The organism is Streptomyces ziwulingensis (genome assembly GCF_039542605.1).
In the GTDB taxonomy this organism is placed as follows: Bacteria; Actinomycetota; Actinomycetes; order Streptomycetales; family Streptomycetaceae; genus Streptomyces; species Streptomyces ziwulingensis.
Map to the genome: position 1 here is coordinate 150683 of NZ_BAABIG010000033.1, position 16756 is coordinate 167438.

10 protein-coding genes are annotated in these 16756 nt (G+C 71.1%); 9 read left to right on the forward strand and 1 reads right to left on the reverse strand.

Annotated features, from left to right (window positions below):
• Positions 1-351 precede the first annotated feature (351 nt).
• From ABEB00_RS18065 to ABEB00_RS18080, 4 genes are all read left to right on the forward strand, one after another.
• Positions 352-2883 (forward strand): ATP-binding protein, encoded by a 2532-nt coding sequence (locus ABEB00_RS18065; protein WP_345620798.1) that lies wholly within the window; start codon positions 352-354, stop codon positions 2881-2883.
• Between the two features lie 201 nt (positions 2884-3084).
• Positions 3085-4572: an NCS1 family nucleobase:cation symporter-1 gene (locus ABEB00_RS18070; RefSeq protein ID WP_345620799.1), complete on the forward strand. Its 1488-nt coding sequence runs from the start codon at positions 3085-3087 to the stop codon at positions 4570-4572.
• A 32-nt stretch (positions 4573-4604) separates the two neighbouring features.
• Positions 4605-5330, forward strand: a complete 726-nt coding sequence (locus ABEB00_RS18075; RefSeq protein WP_345620801.1) for an aspartate/glutamate racemase family protein — start codon at positions 4605-4607, stop codon at positions 5328-5330.
• A 153-nt stretch (positions 5331-5483) separates the two neighbouring features.
• Positions 5484-6134, forward strand: coding sequence for a GntR family transcriptional regulator (locus ABEB00_RS18080; RefSeq protein ID WP_345620802.1), 651 nt, complete (start codon positions 5484-5486; stop codon positions 6132-6134).
• A gap of 68 nt (positions 6135-6202) precedes the next feature.
• Here ABEB00_RS18080 and argG read toward each other — a convergent pair whose 3' ends face one another.
• Positions 6203-7645 carry an argininosuccinate synthase gene (gene argG, locus ABEB00_RS18085; RefSeq protein ID WP_345620803.1) on the reverse strand — a complete coding sequence of 481 codons (1443 nt, stop codon included), beginning with the start codon at positions 7643-7645 and terminating at the stop codon, positions 6203-6205.
• Positions 7646-7801: 156 nt separating this feature from the next.
• Here argG and ABEB00_RS18090 point away from each other — a divergent pair, with 156 nt between their 5' ends.
• From ABEB00_RS18090 to ABEB00_RS18110, 5 genes are all read left to right on the forward strand, one after another.
• Positions 7802-9073 carry an FAD-dependent monooxygenase gene (locus ABEB00_RS18090; RefSeq protein ID WP_345620804.1) on the forward strand — a complete coding sequence of 424 codons (1272 nt, stop codon included), beginning with the start codon at positions 7802-7804 and terminating at the stop codon, positions 9071-9073.
• Between the two features lie 209 nt (positions 9074-9282).
• Complete coding sequence (locus ABEB00_RS18095) at positions 9283-9939, forward strand: YceI family protein (RefSeq protein WP_345620805.1); 657 nt, start codon at positions 9283-9285, stop codon at positions 9937-9939.
• A 255-nt stretch (positions 9940-10194) separates the two neighbouring features.
• Positions 10195-12126, forward strand: a complete 1932-nt coding sequence (gene htpG / locus ABEB00_RS18100) for a molecular chaperone HtpG (protein WP_345620806.1) — start codon at positions 10195-10197, stop codon at positions 12124-12126.
• A 470-nt stretch (positions 12127-12596) separates the two neighbouring features.
• Entirely contained in the window at positions 12597-13046 is a 450-nt protein-coding gene (locus tag ABEB00_RS18105; RefSeq protein ID WP_345620807.1) for a spore-associated protein, read from the forward strand.
• Positions 13047-13442: 396 nt separating this feature from the next.
• Positions 13443-16736 (forward strand): LamG-like jellyroll fold domain-containing protein, encoded by a 3294-nt coding sequence (locus ABEB00_RS18110; RefSeq protein ID WP_345620808.1) that lies wholly within the window; start codon positions 13443-13445, stop codon positions 16734-16736.
• Positions 16737-16756: the final 20 nt, after the last annotated feature.

Sequence of the window (16756 nt, forward strand, 5' to 3'; positions counted from 1 at the left end):
GGCCAGGGCCGGTACACCGGCGGCACAGGTGACCGGCACAGCCATCCAGGCTGCCAAGATCATTGTGAGTGGCCCCAAAAAGGCTCGATATGGCCGGAGGGAACGATTCCTTACGGCTGTCCGACCTCGTACAGTTGTGGCCCCGGTACAGGAGATGGCACAGAAGAGGGGCAGTATGGACCCGATCGTGTCAACGGCCGGGACAGCGCTGGTCAGTGCGATGGAAGAGCACCTCGCTGCGGCGCTGCCCCCGGACGGGCAACACGGCATCCGGTCCATTGTCATGAAAGCCGGGGCCCAAGTTCACCCGCGGGCGTACCCGGCCGGTCACGACCGGCGTCTCACCGACGCATGACCACCCCGGCCGGGAGGGGCGAGGACGCGACGGCACGGTTGCGGGCCGATGTGAACGCCCACGGCGACGCGCAGGTGTACGTGGCCGGGGAGAACCAGTACATCAGCATCACCCAGGAGGCGCCCGCGCCCGCGCCGGTGACCGCATTGCGGACCCTGCCACGGGACGTGGCCTCGTTCACCGGTCGGCAGGTGGAGGTGGACCAGATACTGACTGGCGCCCGGCCTTCCCGGGTGGTGGCCATCCACACCATCGACGGTATGCCCGGGGCCGGCAAAACCGCCCTGGCTGTGCACGCCGCCCGTCAGCTCACCGATCAGTACCCGGACGGGCAGTTGTTCGTGCGGCTGAACGCCCACACTCCCGGTCACCGCCCCGTCGATCCGGCCGACGCCCTCGCCGCCCTTCTGCTCAGCCTCGGCATCGACCCCCGCAGCATCCCCGACGGCCTCGAAGCGCGTGCCGGCCTGTGGCGCGACCGGCTCACCGGCCGGCGGGTACTTCTGGTGCTGGACGACGCCGTTGACCACGCCCAGGTCGAGCCACTCCTACCGGGCTCGGAAGGCTGCCTCGTCCTGGTCACCAGCCGCCACCGCCTCACCGCCCTGGACGGGGCCGCCCCACTGCCCCTGGGCATCCTTCCCGCCCAGGACGCATCCCTGCTGTTCACCCGCCTCGCCCACCGCAAGCCCACCACCGTCTCCGAGAGCGAGGCCCTCCGCCGGATCGTAGAACTCTGCGGCTTCCTCCCCCTGGCCATCGCCCTGCTCGCAGGCCGCTTCGCTCACCACTCTCACTGGAACCTGACCGACTACGCCGAGGAACTTGCCGCTGCCCAGGACCGGCTCGGCGAACTTGCCGCCGGTGACCGCGCGGTGGAAGCCGCTTTCGACATGTCCTACCGTGCCCTCCCGCACGACCGACAGCGCCTCTTCCGCTGCCTGGGCCTGCACTTCGGCCCCGACACCGATGCCTACGCCACCGCCGCCCTCGGCGACATTCCCCTCACCAGTGCCCGCCGCGAACTCGAAGCGCTCTACCTCGACCACCTCATAGACTCTCCCGCAACCGGCCGTTATCGACTCCACGACCTGATCCGTACCTACGCCCGCACCCTCACCGACACACACGACCCGGCCGACGAGCGCGAGCAGGCCACCCAGCGGCTGATGGACTATTACCAGCACACCGCCGAGACGGCCGACCCGCACCTCACCGACACTCCCCGCCCCGCGCCCCGGCCCGTCGGCACCTCTCCCGCCGCCGTCCCCAGCCTGACCTCTCATCAGCAGGCTCTGACCTGGATGCGCGTCGAACGAGGCAACCTCACCGCCTGCATCCACCACGCCACCGCCATCGCCCAGCACTCTCGGGCCATTCGCCTCACCGCCGCCTTGGCCGCCTTCCTGCGCCTTCAGGGGCCGTGGGATGAAGCCATCGCCCTTCATCAGAGCGCCGCCACCAGCGCTCGGCTCACCGGCGACCGCCTCGCCCAGGCGGCGGCCCTGCGAGAGTTGGGCGAGGTGCGGTATATGACCGGGAACCTTCCCGTGACGGCCGACCTGCTCAATCAGGCACTGGGCCTCTCCCGCGCCCTCGGTGACCGGCTCGGCGAAGCAGGCGCCCGCTGGACACTCGGGCGCGTGCGGTACCTGACCGGTGATTATCCGGCGGCGACCGCCCTTCTTCAGCAGGCGCTGGACCTTTATCGCGCCCTCGGCGACCGGCTCGGCGAAGCAGGCGCCCTGCGAGGGCTCGGCCACGTCCGGTACGCGACCGGGGACTACCCCGCGGCGGCCGACCTGCTCAAGCGGGCGCTGGACCTTTACCGCATCCTCGGCGACCGCCACGGCGAAGCCAACGCCCTCTGGGAGCTGGGCCAAGTGCAGTACGCGACCGGGGACTATCCGGCAGCCTCACTGGCGCAACGGGCGCTGGACCTCTACCGGAGTCTCGGCAACCGCCTCGGCGAAGCGGGTGCCCTGTGGACGCTGGGCCGGGTGCGGTACCTGACCGGGGACCACCCGGCGGCGGCCGACCTGCTTCAGCAGGCGCTCGAACTCTCCCGCACGCTCGGTGACCGCCACTGCGAAGCCAACGCTCTGCAGGATCTCGGCCGGCTGCAGACCGCGACCGGGGACTATCCGGCGGCAGCGGACCGGCTGCGGCGGTCCCTGACTCTGTTCCGGGAACTGGGCGACGTCCAGGGTGAAGCCGAGGTGCTGAACAGCACAGGCGCTCTCCTGGCCGCATCCGCCACGCCCGACGAGGCCCTTGCCGTGTATCGGCAAGCCCTCCGTCTGGCACGACAGGTGCACAGTGCTCTGGACGAGGCACGCGCCCTCGAAGGCACCGCCCGCTGCTACGCGCGCATCGGCAGCCACAGCACCGCCCTTGCCACCCTGCGCCGGGCGGTGGCCGACTACCAGCGTCTCGGCGCCGCCGAGGCGTCCGCCGCCGCCGAGTACCTGGCGACATTGGAAGCCCACACGCCCACGGATCCCCAGGCGCAGAATTCCACCGGCTGACCAGCAGAAGCCGCACCCGGCGTCGCGTTTCCCGCCCGGTCGCCCCCCGCGTCGCTCGTGGTGCCGACCGCGCCACTCGACAGGCAAAATGGTATTCCATTTTTCGGTCGACCTCTTGACGCTGCTCCGAGGCGAAAACTACGTTCTGGCGGGCGGAAAACAGCTTCCGCTTCGTGGATCTCGAACGAGCCAGGAGTCCGCATGACCGCCCTGGAAGACCGCCGCTCGTCCGCACCGGGCGGCGACACCGGCACCAGTTCCGGCCTCTACACCTACGACTTGGCGCCGACGAAGAGGGAAGGCCGCCGCTGGGGTGCCTACAACGTCTTCACGTTGTGGGCCAACGACGTCCACAGCCTCGGCAACTACGCCTTCGCGCTGGGCCTGTTCGCGCTGGGGCTCAATGTGTGGGGCATCCTGGCCGCCTTCGCGCTGGCGTCCGTCCTGCTCTTCCTCCTGCTCACGCTCTCCGGCTTCATGGGCCACAAGACGGGCGTTCCGTTCCCCGTCATGAGCCGTATCGCGTTCGGCGTGAAAGGGGCTCAGATCCCGGCGGCGGTCCGCGGAGCCGTCGCTGTCGCGTGGTTCGGTATCCAGACCTATCTCGCCTCGACGGTGCTCGGCACCCTCCTGGTCGCCATGTGGCCGGAGCTGGGCCGGCTGGACACGAACTCGCTGCTGGGGCAGTCCACGCTGGGCTGGATCACCTTCCTGGTCCTGTGGGCCCTCCAGGTGCTCATCGTCAGTTACGGCATGCGGATGATCCGCCGGTACATGGCCTTCGCCGCGCCGACGACGCTGCTCACCATGTGCGCCCTCGCGGTCTGGATGTTCGTGCGCGCCGACGGGTCGGTCTCGCTCTCCGACGGCGCCCCGCTCACCGGCGGCGCGATGTGGCTCCAGGTCCTCCAGGCCGCCGCGCTGTGGGTGGTGATCTACGGGACGTTCGTGCTGAACTTCTGCGACTTCACCCGGTCCGCGAAGAGCCGCGGCTCCATCGTCCGGGGGAACGTCATCGGCATCCCGGTCAACATGCTCTTCTTCGCCTGCATCGTGGCGGTGCTCAGCGGGGCGCAGTTCACGCTCGACGGACAGGTCATCACCAGCCCGACGGACATCGTCCGGACCATCCCGAACATGTTCCTGCTGGCGGTGGCCTCGCTCGCGCTGATCGCCCTCACCGTCGCGGTGAACCTGCTGGCCAACTTCGTGGCGCCGATCTACGCCCTGGTCAACCTGTTCCCCCGGCGGCTCGACTTCCGCCGGGCCGGCCTGGTCAGCGCCGTGCTGGGCCTCGTGATCACCCCGTGGAACCTGTACGACAGCCCGGTCGTCGTGAACTACTTCCTCGGCGGGCTCGGCGCGCTGCTCGGCCCCCTGTTCGGCGTGATCATGGCGGACTACTGGCTGCTGCGGAAGTCCCGGGTCAACGTGCCCGCCCTCTACACCGAGGACGCGGGCGCCGAGTACCACTACCGGCGCGGCTACAACCCGCGCGCCGTCGCCGCCTTCCTGCCCAGCGCCGCGATCGCCGTCGTCGTCGCCCTGGTGCCCGCCTTCCACGCCGCGGCCGGATTCTCCTGGTTCGTCGGCGCCGCCCTCGCCTCCGTCCTCTACGCGGTCCTCGCCGACCGCACCACGCCGATCCGCGACGTCGACGGCGAGGCCATCGCCGTAGCCGCGGAATAGCTCCCCCCGCCCCAGTGGAAGGCCCCTTCCCCATGCGCATCCTCGTGGTCAACGTCAACACCACGCAGTCCATCACCGACGCCATCGGCGCGCAGGCCGCGTCGGCGGCGTCCCCGGGCACCGAGATCGTGCCCCTCACCCCGTTCTTCGGCGCGGAGTCCGTCGAAGGGAACTACGAGAGCCATCTCGCCGCGATCGCCGTCATGGAGCGGGTCCGGGCCTATCCGGAGCCCTTCGACGCGGTGATCCAGGCCGGGTACGGCGAACACGGCCGGGAAGGGCTGCAGGAACTGCTCGACGTGCCCGTCGTGGACATCACCGAGGCGGCGGCGAGCACCGCGCAGTTCCTGGGCCGCCGCTACTCCGTCGTCACCACCCTGGACCGCACGGTCCCGCTCATCGAGGAGCGGCTGGAGGTGGCCGGGCTGAGCGCCCGGTGCGCCTCGGTGCGCGCCAGCGGACTCGCCGTACTGGAGCTGGAGCGGGACGAGGGGGCCGCGGTGGACGCCATCGTCGAACAGGCGGCCCGCGCGGTCGAGGACGACCGGGCCGAGGTGATCTGCCTGGGCTGCGGCGGCATGGCCGGTCTCGCCGAGCAGGTGGTGGAGCGTACCGGTGTCCCCGTGGTCGACGGGGTGTCCGCCGCGGTGACGATCGCCGAGTCCCTGGTGCGGCTGGGACTGTCCACGTCGAAGGTGCGCACGTACGCCCGGCCGCGCCCGAAGCGGATCGTCAACTGGCCGCCGCCGGCCGCCTGACCGGGCGCGTCGTCCCTCGTCCCGGAAGGACGCGGCCGGTGGCCGGCCCGGGGCCGGCGATCCGCCGCGGGGTAAGCTGACGGGCCGCCCGACTGCCGCCCCGCACGCCGCGGCCGGTGTGCGCCGGGGACGAAAGAGAGGCGAAGGACGGCGATGACTGCGTCAGGGGACTTCACCCCCGAGTCCGAGCGGGTGACCCGGCGGCTGCGCGACGAGATCATCGACGGCGTACGGCAACCGGGCAGCCGGCTGGTCGAACGGGAACTGGCCGAGGCGCTCGGGGTGAGCCGGCTCCCCGTCCGCGAGGCGCTGCGGGTCCTGGTCGCCGAGGGACTGGTGACGCCGAGGCCGCGCACCTGGGCGGTGGTGCGCGAGTTCACCGCCAGCGACATCGCCGATCTGGACGAGGTCCGTTCGGGACTGGAGACGCTGTCCTTCCGGCTCGCCGCCCAGCGGCACACCCGTGCGGGACTCGCGCGGCTGCGGGCGGTCGTGGACGCCGAGTTCGAGGCGGCCCGCGCCGGTGACGCCGTACGCGCGCGGCGCGCGGCGGCCGACTTCCACGAGACGGTCATCTCGCTGGCCGCGAACGAGTTGCTGAACGAGCTGGAACGCGTCCTGCGCAGCCGGCTGCGGTGGCTCCTGGGCCAGCACGACGACCTGCCGGCCGTGGCCGAGCAGCACGAGGCCCTCTACCGGGCCATCGCGGCGCGCGACGTCGAACACGTGCAGCGACTCGTGCTGGACCACCTCGCGGCAAGCCGCGGCGCGGCTCTCGGCCACCGCTTCCCGCACCCGTCCTGAACGCCCCGGGGGCCTGCTGCGCGCATGTACGCGGAGCAGGCCCCCGGGCGGGCCGGGAGTGGCCGCCGTCAGTCGGTGCCCGACTCCATCGCGGCGCTGTCGAGCAGCGCGTCGCTGTCGGTGCTCTTGCCCGCGGAGGCGATGGCCTCGGCGCCGCCCTCGGTGAGCACGCCGATCAGGCTGGTCGTCCGGGAGGTGTCCAGCGCCGCCGCCTGCGGGGCGCCGACCATGCCGAGACCCGCGTACAGCTCCAGCTTGGTGCGGGAGTCGGCGATGTCCAGGTTGCGCATGGTGAGCTGGCCGATCCGGTCCACCGGTCCGAACGCGGAGTCCTCGGTGCGCTCCATGGAGAGCTTGTCCGGGTGGTAGCTGAACGCCGGGCCGGAGGTGTCGAGGACCGAGTAGTCCTCGCCGCGCCGCAGCCGCAGTGTCACCTCGCCGGTGACGGCGGTGCCGACCCAGCGCTGCAGCGCCTCGCGGATCATCAGCGCCTGCGGGTCCAGCCAGCGGCCCTCGTACATCAGCCGGCCCAGACGCCGTCCCTCGTTGTGGTACTGGGCGAGGGTGTCCTCGTTGTGGATGGCGTTGACCAGACGCTCGTAGGCCGCGTGCAGCAGGGCCATGCCGGGGGCCTCGTAGATGCCGCGGCTCTTCGCCTCGATGATGCGGTTCTCGATCTGGTCGGACATGCCGAGGCCGTGCCGGCCGCCGATGGCGTTGGCCTCCATGACGAGATCGACGGCGGAGGCGAACTCCTTGCCGTTGACCGTCACGGGCCGGCCCTGCTCGAAGCCGATCGTCACGTCCTCGGCGGCGATCTCGACCGCGGCGTCCCAGAACCGGACGCCCATGATCGGCTCGACCGTCTCCAGGCCGGTGTCCAGGTGCTCCAGGGTCTTGGCCTCGTGGGTGGCGCCCCAGATGTTGGCGTCGGTGGAGTACGCCTTCTCCGTGCTGTCGCGGTAGGGGAGGTCGTGGGCGACGAGCCACTCCGACATCTCCTTGCGGCCGCCCAGTTCGGTCACGAAGTCCGCGTCCAGCCAGGGCTTGTAGATCCGCAGGTGCGGGTTGGCGAGGAGACCGTAGCGGTAGAACCGCTCGATGTCGTTGCCCTTGTAGGTCGAGCCGTCGCCCCAGATCTGGACGTCGTCCTCAAGCATGGCCCGCACCAGCATGGTGCCGGTGACCGCGCGGCCGAGCGGGGTGGTGTTGAAGTAGGCCCGCCCGCCCGAGCGGATGTGGAACGCCCCGCAGGTGAGCGCGGCCAGACCCTCCTCGACCAGTGCGGCGCGGCAGTCGACCAGGCGCGCGATCTCGGCGCCGTAGGCCTGGGCACGGCCGGGCACCGACGCGATGTCGGGCTCGTCGTACTGGCCGATGTCAGCGGTGTAGGTGCACGGGACGGCACCCTTGTCCCGCATCCACGCGACCGCTACGGAGGTGTCGAGGCCGCCGGAGAAGGCGATCCCGACGCGAGCGCCGACGGGCAGGGAGGTGAGCACTTTGGACATGCGCACAAGTATGCACGACGGCGTATGAACATGCAAAGCGGTGCGCGGGTGGCGCGGTACGGCCGAACGGGTGACCCGCGCGGGGGCGCTGTCGTTGGTACGGCCATGACGCGGCCCACTCGCACACCCCCGCCGGACCGGGACCCTCCGCGCGGCGTGACCCGGCGGATACGGGTACAGGTGGGGATCGTCGGTGCCGGGCCGGCGGGGCTGGTGGCCGCGTCCGTGCTGCACGACGCCGGGGTGGCGGTGTGTGTGGTGGAGCGGGACACGCGGGAGCGGGTGGAGGCCCGGGCGCGGGCCGGGCTCGTGGAGCACCGGGTCGCCGACTACCTGCGCCGGCAGGGGCTGGACGGGGGGCTGAGCGCCGGCGGTGTACGGCACGGCTGGTGCGAGGTGGTGAGCCTCGGGCAGCGGTTGCGTGTGGACTACGCCCGGGGTTCGGGCGGCTTCGCCCACCGGGTCTACCCGCAGCAGTCGCTGGTCCGGGACCTGATCGGCCGTCTGGTGGACCGCGGCTGCCCCGTGCTCTTCGCAGTTGCGGCGCGGGCTCTCGCCGAGGTCGGCACCCGGCCGCGCGTCCTCTGCGACGGCCTGGAGGTGGTGTGCGACTACGTCCTGTGCTGCGACGGGCCGCAGACCCTGGCCGACACCGTCCTGCCCGCCCACCTCGCGGACGCCTTCCGCTACCCCTACGACTGGCTGACCGCGCTCGTGAGGGTCGACCGCGCGGTGGAGGCGGTGGTGTACGGCGTCCACGGCGACGGCTTCGCCGGCCTCATGCCCCGTACCGCGCACGTCGCGCGCCTGTACCTGCAGGTGCCGCCCGGCGAGGACACCGGGCGCGGGGAGGCCGGCGCGATCCGTGAGCGGTTCGCCCGGCGCACGGCTGCGGCGGCGAGCGGACTCCCGGCCCGCGGGGAGGTGCTGGAGACGGGGGTGCTGCGGATGCGTGGCATGGTGCGGCGGCGGATGCGCCGGGGCCGGGTGCTGGTGGCCGGTGACGCGGCCCATGTGCTCACGCCCAGCGGGGCCAAGGGGCTCAACCTCGCCGTGGCGGACGCCGCGGACGCGGCGCGCAGTCTGCTCGCCGGGTGCCGCGACCGCGACGACACCCTGCTGCGCGGTTACTCGCGGCGCCGCGTCACCGAGGCGTGGCAGGTGCAGGGCTTCTCCGACCAGCTCCTTAACCTCCTGCACCTGCCCGACTGCCACGAGACGGAGCGGCCCTTCCAGCTCCGGCTGCGGCACGACCGGCTGGCCCTCCTCACCGGAACCGGCCCGCAGGCGACCGCCTTCGCCCACTGGTACGCGGGTTCCGGCCGGCCCCCCGACCCCCGCGGACCGCTCGCCCCGGACGACGGCACACCGGGAGACACGGAGGAAGCCGGGGAGGCGGGGGAGGCGGGGGACCCGGCGAGTCCCTGACGGCACCAAGGCGACAGGAGCGCACGTACGCCGACGAAGGGCATGTACAGGACATACGAGGTGATCGAGGGGGTGCGGACATGGTGAACCTGTGCATCTTTGCGGTCGGCGGCATGGAAGCCGGACGAGGCCACCCATCTCGCTGACCAGCGGCTGCCGGCTCCGTGATAGCACGTAATGATCACGGAGCCGAAAGGGACTGAGACCTCATGGGTATCTTCAGCCGTCGCCAGACCGCCACCCTCGATGCGGCGCCCGTCGCCGACGTCCCCGCACCGGTCGTGGAGGACGCGGCCGCCGGTGTCGCGCTCGACCCCACGCTCCGCGCGCTGACCGGCCGGTGGACGATCGACCGCCCGCACAGCCGGATCGGGTTCTCCGTGCGGCACGCGATGGTGACCACGGTCCGGGGGGCGTTCGCCGACTACGACAGCACGCTGTACTTCGACGGGGCCCGGCCCGCCCGGTCCGAGGCCCATCTCGCCATCCGGGTCGCCAGCGTCGACACGGGGGTGGAGCAGCGCGACGCGCATCTCGTCGGCCGTGACTTCTTCGACGCGCGCCGCTACCCGGAGATGGTGTTCCGCTCGACCTCGACCGTCCACGAGGGCGGCGAGACCTTCCGGATGGCGGGCGAGCTGACCATCCGCGACCTCACCCGGCCCGTGGAGCTGCAACTCGACTACCTCGGCTCGGTCCTCGACCCGTTCGGCTTCGAACGGGCCGGTTTCGACGGCACCACCACCATCGACCGCACCGAATGGGGCCTGGTCTACAACCAGCGCCTCACGGCGGGCGGCACGATGGTGAGCGAGAAGGTCCGGCTGCAGTTCGACATCTCCGCGATCCGGGCCCCTTCGGCGTAGGCACCGCGGGGGCGCCGGGTGTCGCGCGCCCGCTGCCGGCCGGCCCCGCCGCCGTAGGAACCGGCGGTCCGGCGCCGGGCCGGCGAGCCGTCGCAGATGCGGACAGGCCGGGCGCGTGGAAGGCGGAGCCGAGGACGAGGGCGACGAGCAGTGTCCGGTTACTCCCCCGTCCGGCACCTACCGGACGCCGGCTCTTATTACGATTGCTTCGCAAGGCACCGGCGATTCATGGACCAAGTGAGGTAAGCGCGAACCATGCCGACCGAAACGTTTGAGTTCCAGGTAGAGGCCCGTCAGCTTCTCCGGCTGATGATCCACTCGGTCTACTCGAACAAAGACGTCTTCCTCCGGGAACTCGTCTCCAACGCGTCCGACGCGCTGGACAAGCTGCGCCTGGCCGCGCTGCGGGACGACTCCCTCGACGCGGACGTCTCCGACCTGCACATCGAGCTGGAGATCGACAGCGACGCCCGTACCCTCACCGTGCGGGACAACGGCATCGGGATGTCGTACGACGAGGTCGGACAGCTCATCGGCACGATCGCCAACTCGGGCACGGCCGAATTCCTCAAGGAGCTGCGGGAGTCGAAGGACGCGGCCGGCGAGGAGGGGCTGATCGGCCAGTTCGGCGTCGGCTTCTACTCCGGCTTCATGGTGGCGGACGAGGTCACCCTGCTGACGCGGCGCGCGGGCGAGGAGAAGGGCACCCGCTGGACGTCCCGCGGCGAGGGCACCTACACCCTGGAGGAGGCCGCCGACGCGCCTCAGGGCACCTCCGTCGTCCTGCACCTCAAGCCCGCCGACCCCGACAACCAGTTGCACGACTACACCTCGGTGTGGAAGATCAAGGAGATCGTCAAGCGCTACTCGGACTTCATCACCTGGCCGGTCAAGCTGGTCGGCGCCCCGGCGGCCGAGGGCGCCGGCGAGGGCACGGCCGAGGGCGAGGGCGACGGGCCCGCCGAGCCCGAGACGCTCAACTCGATGAAGGCGCTGTGGGCGCGGTCCCGCGACGAGGTCTCCGAGGACGAGTACCACGAGCTGTACAAGCACATCAGCCACGACTGGCGGGAGCCGCTGGAGACCATCCAGATGCAGGCCGAGGGGACTTTCGAGTACCAGGCCCTGCTCTTCGTACCCTCCCACGCCCCGCAGGACCTGTTCACGCAGAACTACAAGCGCGGGGTGCAGCTCTACGTCAAGCGCGTCTTCATCATGGACGACTGCGAGGAGCTGCTGCCGCCGTACCTGCGCTTCGTCAAGGGTGTCGTGGACGCGGCCGACCTCTCGCTGAACGTGTCCCGCGAGATCCTCCAGCAGGACCGGCACATCCGGATGATGCAGCGCCGGCTGACGAAGAAGGTGCTGTCGTCGGTCAAGACCATGATGACCAAGGACGCCGAGCGGTACGCCACGTTCTGGCGGGAGTTCGGGCCGGTGGTGAAGGAGGGGCTGGTCACCGACTCCGACAACCGTGACGCGGTGCTCGCGGTGTCCTCGTTCGCGTCCACGCACGGTGAGGAGGAGACGGTCACGCTGCGGCAGTACGTGGACCGGATGGCCGAGGGGCAGGAGAGCATCTACTTCCTCACCGGTGAGTCGAGGCAGAGCATCGACAACTCCCCGCACATGGAGGCGTTCCGGGAGCGCGGCATCGAGGTGCTGCTGCTCACGGACCCGGTCGACGAGGTCTGGGTCGACGCGGTGGGCGAGTTCGACGGCAAGCGGCTGCAGTCGATCGCCAAGGGGGAGATCGACCTCGGCGTCCAGGGCGACGAGAAGCCCGCCGAGGAGCGGGAGAAGGAGGCCGAGGAGTACGCCGGCCTGCTGGAGTGGATGCGGGAGCGGCTGGACGAGGACGTCAAGGAGGTCCGGCTGTCGTCGCGGCTGACGGTGTCGCCGGCCTGTGTCGTCGCGGACTCCCAGGATCTGACGCCGGCCCTGGAGAACATGTACCGGGCCATGGGACAGGAGGTGCCGCGCACCAAGCGCATCCTCGAACTCAACCCGGGGCACCAGTTGGTGAAGAGCCTGAACCAGGCCCACCGGGCGGACAAGGACGCGGCCGGCCTCGCCGACACCGCGGAACTTCTCTACTCCCTCGCCGTCCTGGCCGAGGGCGGCCGCCCGGCCGACCCCGCGCGCTTCGTGAAGGTGGTCGCCGACCGCCTGGAGCGCACGTTGTGATCCTCGGCGGTGCCGCGGCAGGGGAATGACACCCGGCGGGGCGGGGCGGTGCAGGGCGGGGGGCTGAACGAGGCGGCGGTCACGGACCGCCGACGGCCCGCCCGCGCTCGCTCCGCCCCGTCCCGACTTCGTCGCCGCTCGCGGGGGTGTCAGCGGCGGGTACAAGAAGGCCGCGCATGGCCGAGCGGACAGGCGCCCATGACCGGTCGCCCGGAGCCGGGCCCAGCGCGAGAGCCGGACCCGGACCACACCCGCACCCGCCGTGCCCGCCGCACCCCTGCCCGTCACACCCGCTCCGTCGCACTCGCTCGGCCGGTGGCGCCTCGGCCGGTTTCGGCCGGAACCGGTGCCCTGACCGGGGCCGGAAATCCAAACCACACGTCCGGGGGAAAACAGTGCGCAACCATCCGGGCACCCCGCATGTCACATCAGGCAGGAGCAACCAACTCCTAAGGACACAAGGGGGAAATATGCGATTCACACGTTCCGTTCTGGCCGCCTCCGCGGTGGCGGCTCTGACGGTGGGCACGACCACCGCTCTCGCGGCGCCCGCCTCGGCGGCACCCAACACCACCCCGCAGAAGGTGTGCGGCAGCGGCTACAAGACCGTGAACTCCGCGGCGGTCGCCTCGCGCGGCACGGTCTACCTCACGTACAACGCGGCCAACGGCAAGAACTGCGTCACGACCATCCGCAACTCCCCGGGCACCGCGCTCGACATGTCCGCCTACATCTACGTCCCCGCCACCGACCTGAGCGACGAGGACTACGGCAGCTACACGTCCTACGCGGGCCCGACCTACGTCTACGCCAAGGCCACCTGCGTCGACTGGGGCGGCAGCATCGGCAACGTGTACGTCCAGATCACCGGCACCAACTGCGGGGCGAAGAAGGAGCAGCGGGTCACGACCGTCCGCTGACCCCGGCCCCCGGGCCCGTCCGGCCTCCGTACCCGGCACACGCGCGTGCGCCGGGTACGGAGGCCGCGCTCGTGCCCGCCGTCGCCGTTCGAGCCCCCTCCGCCCGGCGGGCGGTACCGGCCTACGACAGGGACAGGACCGCAGCCAGGACGGCGGAGAGCATCGCTGCCTCCTCCGACCGCACATACCTCGTCGCGAGTCCGGCCTCTCCTCAGCATCCGAAGCAGAACTGCGCATGTCGATACCGCAGCCTCGCCTCCTCCCCCGGCTCACGCGCGCGAACCCTGGACAGCCGCCGGAGAGCGTGTTGTCATTCCGCAGTCACGTCGTTTCCAACGTTGGAATCGGCGTCGGCGTCCGGTCCGGCCCAGGCACCCGCGTGCGAGGAAAGGTTCGATGACCCGACAACACCCCCGTCCACACGCCAGAATGTGGGCCCTGCTCACCACGGCAGCCCTGGTACTGCCCGTCACCGCCCTGGCCCCCGCCGCGTCGGCCGAGGAACGGGCCGGGGCGCTCTCCGCCGCTTCCCCTTCCGTACTCTCCGCCGAGAACGCCGCCGTCGAGGTCCACGGCCTCAAGGGCGAGTACTTCAGCATGTCGGCGCCGGGCGCCCGGGACTTCGCCGATCTCGGCGGCACCCTGCTCGATCCACAGATCAACTTCTCCGGTCTGGCCGGTACGTTCGAGGAGCTGACCGGGAGGACGGAGCACACCACCGCCCGCTGGACGGGCCGGATCGAGGCTCCGGCCACCGGCGATTACACCTTCTACGCCAGCGGGGACAACGGTTTCCGGCTCTTCATCGACGGCGAACCGGTCATCGACCACTGGGAGCCGGACTGGGACAACGAGCAGACCAGTGCGGCGGTCAAGCTGACGGCGGGCGAGAAGCACGACTTCCGTCTGGAGATGTTCCAGGACACCGGCGGGTCCAACATGTTCCTGCGCTGGTCGGCCCCCGGGCTGCCCAGACAGGCCGTGCCGCAGTCGGCGTTCACTCCCCCGGACGGCTTCGAGGTCTATCCCGTGGAGCCGTCCGTCGCCGAGGACGGGCGCACGGTCCGGGCCCGGTTCGAGGGCCGGGTCGCTGGCAACCTCGCGTCGCTCGCCGCGCACCTGGAGGTCGAGGCCGACACCACCGCGATGCCGGTCGAGTCGGCCGGGGCCGACCCGCGAAACCGCGACTCCCTGCTCGTCACCCTCGCCGAGCCGGTGCAGAAGGGCCAGCAGGTCAAGTTCACCTACGACGGCGAGGGTGGCCTGACGGCCGGCGGCGCGAGCGTGCCGGGGATCGTCCGCTGGGCGCGGAACGACTCCGCCCACCGGCTGACCACCGAGTGGGGCGACAAGGTCGATCCGAAGAACCCGCTGCCCGAGTACCCGCGTCCGCAGCAGGTGCGGTCGCAGTGGAAGAACCTCAACGGGCCCTGGCAGTTCGGGGCCGCCGAGGCGGGCGAGGAACCGGCCTTCGGCAAGGACCTGGACGAGAAGATCATCGTGCCGTTCCCGGTCGAGTCCCAGCTCTCCGGGCTGGAACGGCACGAGGACCACATGTTCTACCGCAAGCTCGTCCAGGTGCCGAGGGACTGGAAGGTCGGCAAGGCGGGCGACGGCAAGCGGCTGCGGCTCAACTTCGGCGCCGTCGACTACCGCGCACGCGTCTACGTCAACGGCCGGAAGGTCGCCGAACACACCGGCGGCTACAACGCCTTCAGCGCCGACATCACCGAGGCGCTCAAGGGCACCGGCGCGCAGGAGGTCGTGGTCGCGGTCACGGACACCGGCGGCGCGAACCAGCCCACCGGCAAGCAGTCCACCGCCCCGGGCGGCATCTTCTACACCCAGTCCTCGGGCATCTGGCAGACGGTGTGGATGGAGCCCGTCGCCCCCGCCGCCGTCGACGACGTCGTCACCACACCCGACATCGACAGCGGCACGCTGGCGGTGACCGTCGAATCGGCCGGCGCCTCCGCGAAGGCGCGCGTCGAGGCGGTCGCCCGGGACCGGCGCGGCAGGGTCGTCGGCCGGGTGAGCGGGCCGGCCGGCCAGGAACTGCGGCTGCCCGTCGCCGGTCAGCATCTGTGGAGCCCGGACGACCCGTACCTCTACGACCTCGACGTCAAGCTCACCGACGGCCGCTCGACCGACAGGGTGAAGAGCTACTTCGGCATGCGCGAGATAGCCGTCGAGAAGGTCGGCGGTTTCCCGAAGCTGGTGCTCAACGGCAAGCCGGTCTTCTCCCTCGCCACCCTCGACCAGGGCTTCTGGCCCGACGGTCTCTACACCGCCCCCAGCGACGAGGCCCTGGCCTTCGACCTGGAGGCGCACAAGAAGCTCGGCTTCAACGCCGTCCGCAAGCACATCAAGGTGGAGCCGGCGCGCTGGTTCTACCACGCGGACAAGCTGGGCCTGCTGGTCTGGCAGGACTTCGTCTCCGGCAACCTCACCGACGCCGCCGGACAGGACGCCTTCGTCGAGCAGGGACTGGAGACGGTACGCCAGCACCACGACTCTCCGTCCGTGATCGGCTGGATCGTCTTCAACGAGGGCTGGGGCGAATGGGACCGCGAGGCCAGCGGCCGGATCGCCGAGTCCGTCGGGGCGGCCGACCCGTCCCGGGTGGTCAACGCCCACAGCGGGGTCAACTGCTGCAACTCCAAGGGGGATTCCGGCAAGGGCGACATCATCGACCACCACGACTACAACAACACCGATCCCGCCTTCCCCGACGAGCGGCGGGCCGCGATGGACGGTGAGCACGGCGGTTTCACCCTCCGCGCCCCCGGCCACATGTGGCCGGGCACCCCGACGGTGATCTACAGCGGCGTCGCCGACAAGGAGGCGCTGACCCGCCGTTACGTCGAGAACACCGAGAAGTACTACCTCGACCAGGCGGGTGCCGAGCTGTCCGGGTCGGTGTACACGCAGATCACCGACCTGGAGAACGAGCTCAACGGCCTCTACACCTACGACCGCCGCCGGCTCAAGGTCGATCCGGTCCGGGTCCGTGAGATCAACCGCGCGGTCATCGCGGCGGGCGCGGCGGCCGGTGCCCGCGGAGCGCTGAAGGGCGGCGGCCGGTGGGCCCTCGACGAGGGCACCGGCTCCACCGCGAAGGACGACGGCCCGAACGGCCGGCCCCTCACCCTCACCGGGGGCGCCACCTGGACGCCCGGTGTCAGCGGCAGCGCGCTGAAGTTCGACGGCCAGGGGCAGTACGCCGAGACCGACGCCCCGGTCCTGGACACCACCGGCAGTTACTCCGTCTCCGCCTGGGTGCGCCTGGACCAGCTCCCCGGCAACTACGCCACCGCCGTCAGCCAGGACACCCGGCGCCAGGCCAGCCCGTTCTACCTCCAGTACGGCCAGGGCGCCTTCGCCTTCAGCACTCCGGGGGAGAAACGGGCGCGGCTGGTGACGACGCCGGAGACGGGCCGCTGGTACCACCTGACCGGCGTGCGGGACGCCACGGCCGGCGAGATCACGCTGTACGTCGACGGCGAGCCGGCCGCGACCGTCGCGGGCGGTGCCGCCTACCCGAGCACCGGGCCGCTCACCGTCGGCCGCGCCCAGTGGGGCGGGTCGGCCACCGACTTCCTGAACGGAGCGGTGGACCAGGTGCAGGTCTACGACCACGCCCTCACCGCCGCGGAGGTGAGCGCGCTGCACACCGCGCAGAAGCCGTAGCCAGCGTCCTACCGGGGGCC

Coding starts and splice junctions, on each gene's coding strand:
- ABEB00_RS18065 (WP_345620798.1), top strand. CDS start 352: ATGACCACCCCGGCCGGGAGGGGCGAGGACGCGACGGCACGGTTGCGG.
- ABEB00_RS18070 (WP_345620799.1), top strand. CDS start 3,085: ATGACCGCCCTGGAAGACCGCCGCTCGTCCGCACCGGGCGGCGACACC.
- ABEB00_RS18075 (WP_345620801.1), top strand. CDS start 4,605: ATGCGCATCCTCGTGGTCAACGTCAACACCACGCAGTCCATCACCGAC.
- ABEB00_RS18080 (WP_345620802.1), top strand. CDS start 5,484: ATGACTGCGTCAGGGGACTTCACCCCCGAGTCCGAGCGGGTGACCCGG.
- argG (WP_345620803.1), bottom strand. CDS start 7,645: ATGTCCAAAGTGCTCACCTCCCTGCCCGTCGGCGCTCGCGTCGGGATC.
- ABEB00_RS18095 (WP_345620805.1), top strand. CDS start 9,283: ATGGGTATCTTCAGCCGTCGCCAGACCGCCACCCTCGATGCGGCGCCC.
- htpG (WP_345620806.1), top strand. CDS start 10,195: ATGCCGACCGAAACGTTTGAGTTCCAGGTAGAGGCCCGTCAGCTTCTC.
- ABEB00_RS18105 (WP_345620807.1), top strand. CDS start 12,597: ATGCGATTCACACGTTCCGTTCTGGCCGCCTCCGCGGTGGCGGCTCTG.
- ABEB00_RS18110 (WP_345620808.1), top strand. CDS start 13,443: ATGACCCGACAACACCCCCGTCCACACGCCAGAATGTGGGCCCTGCTC.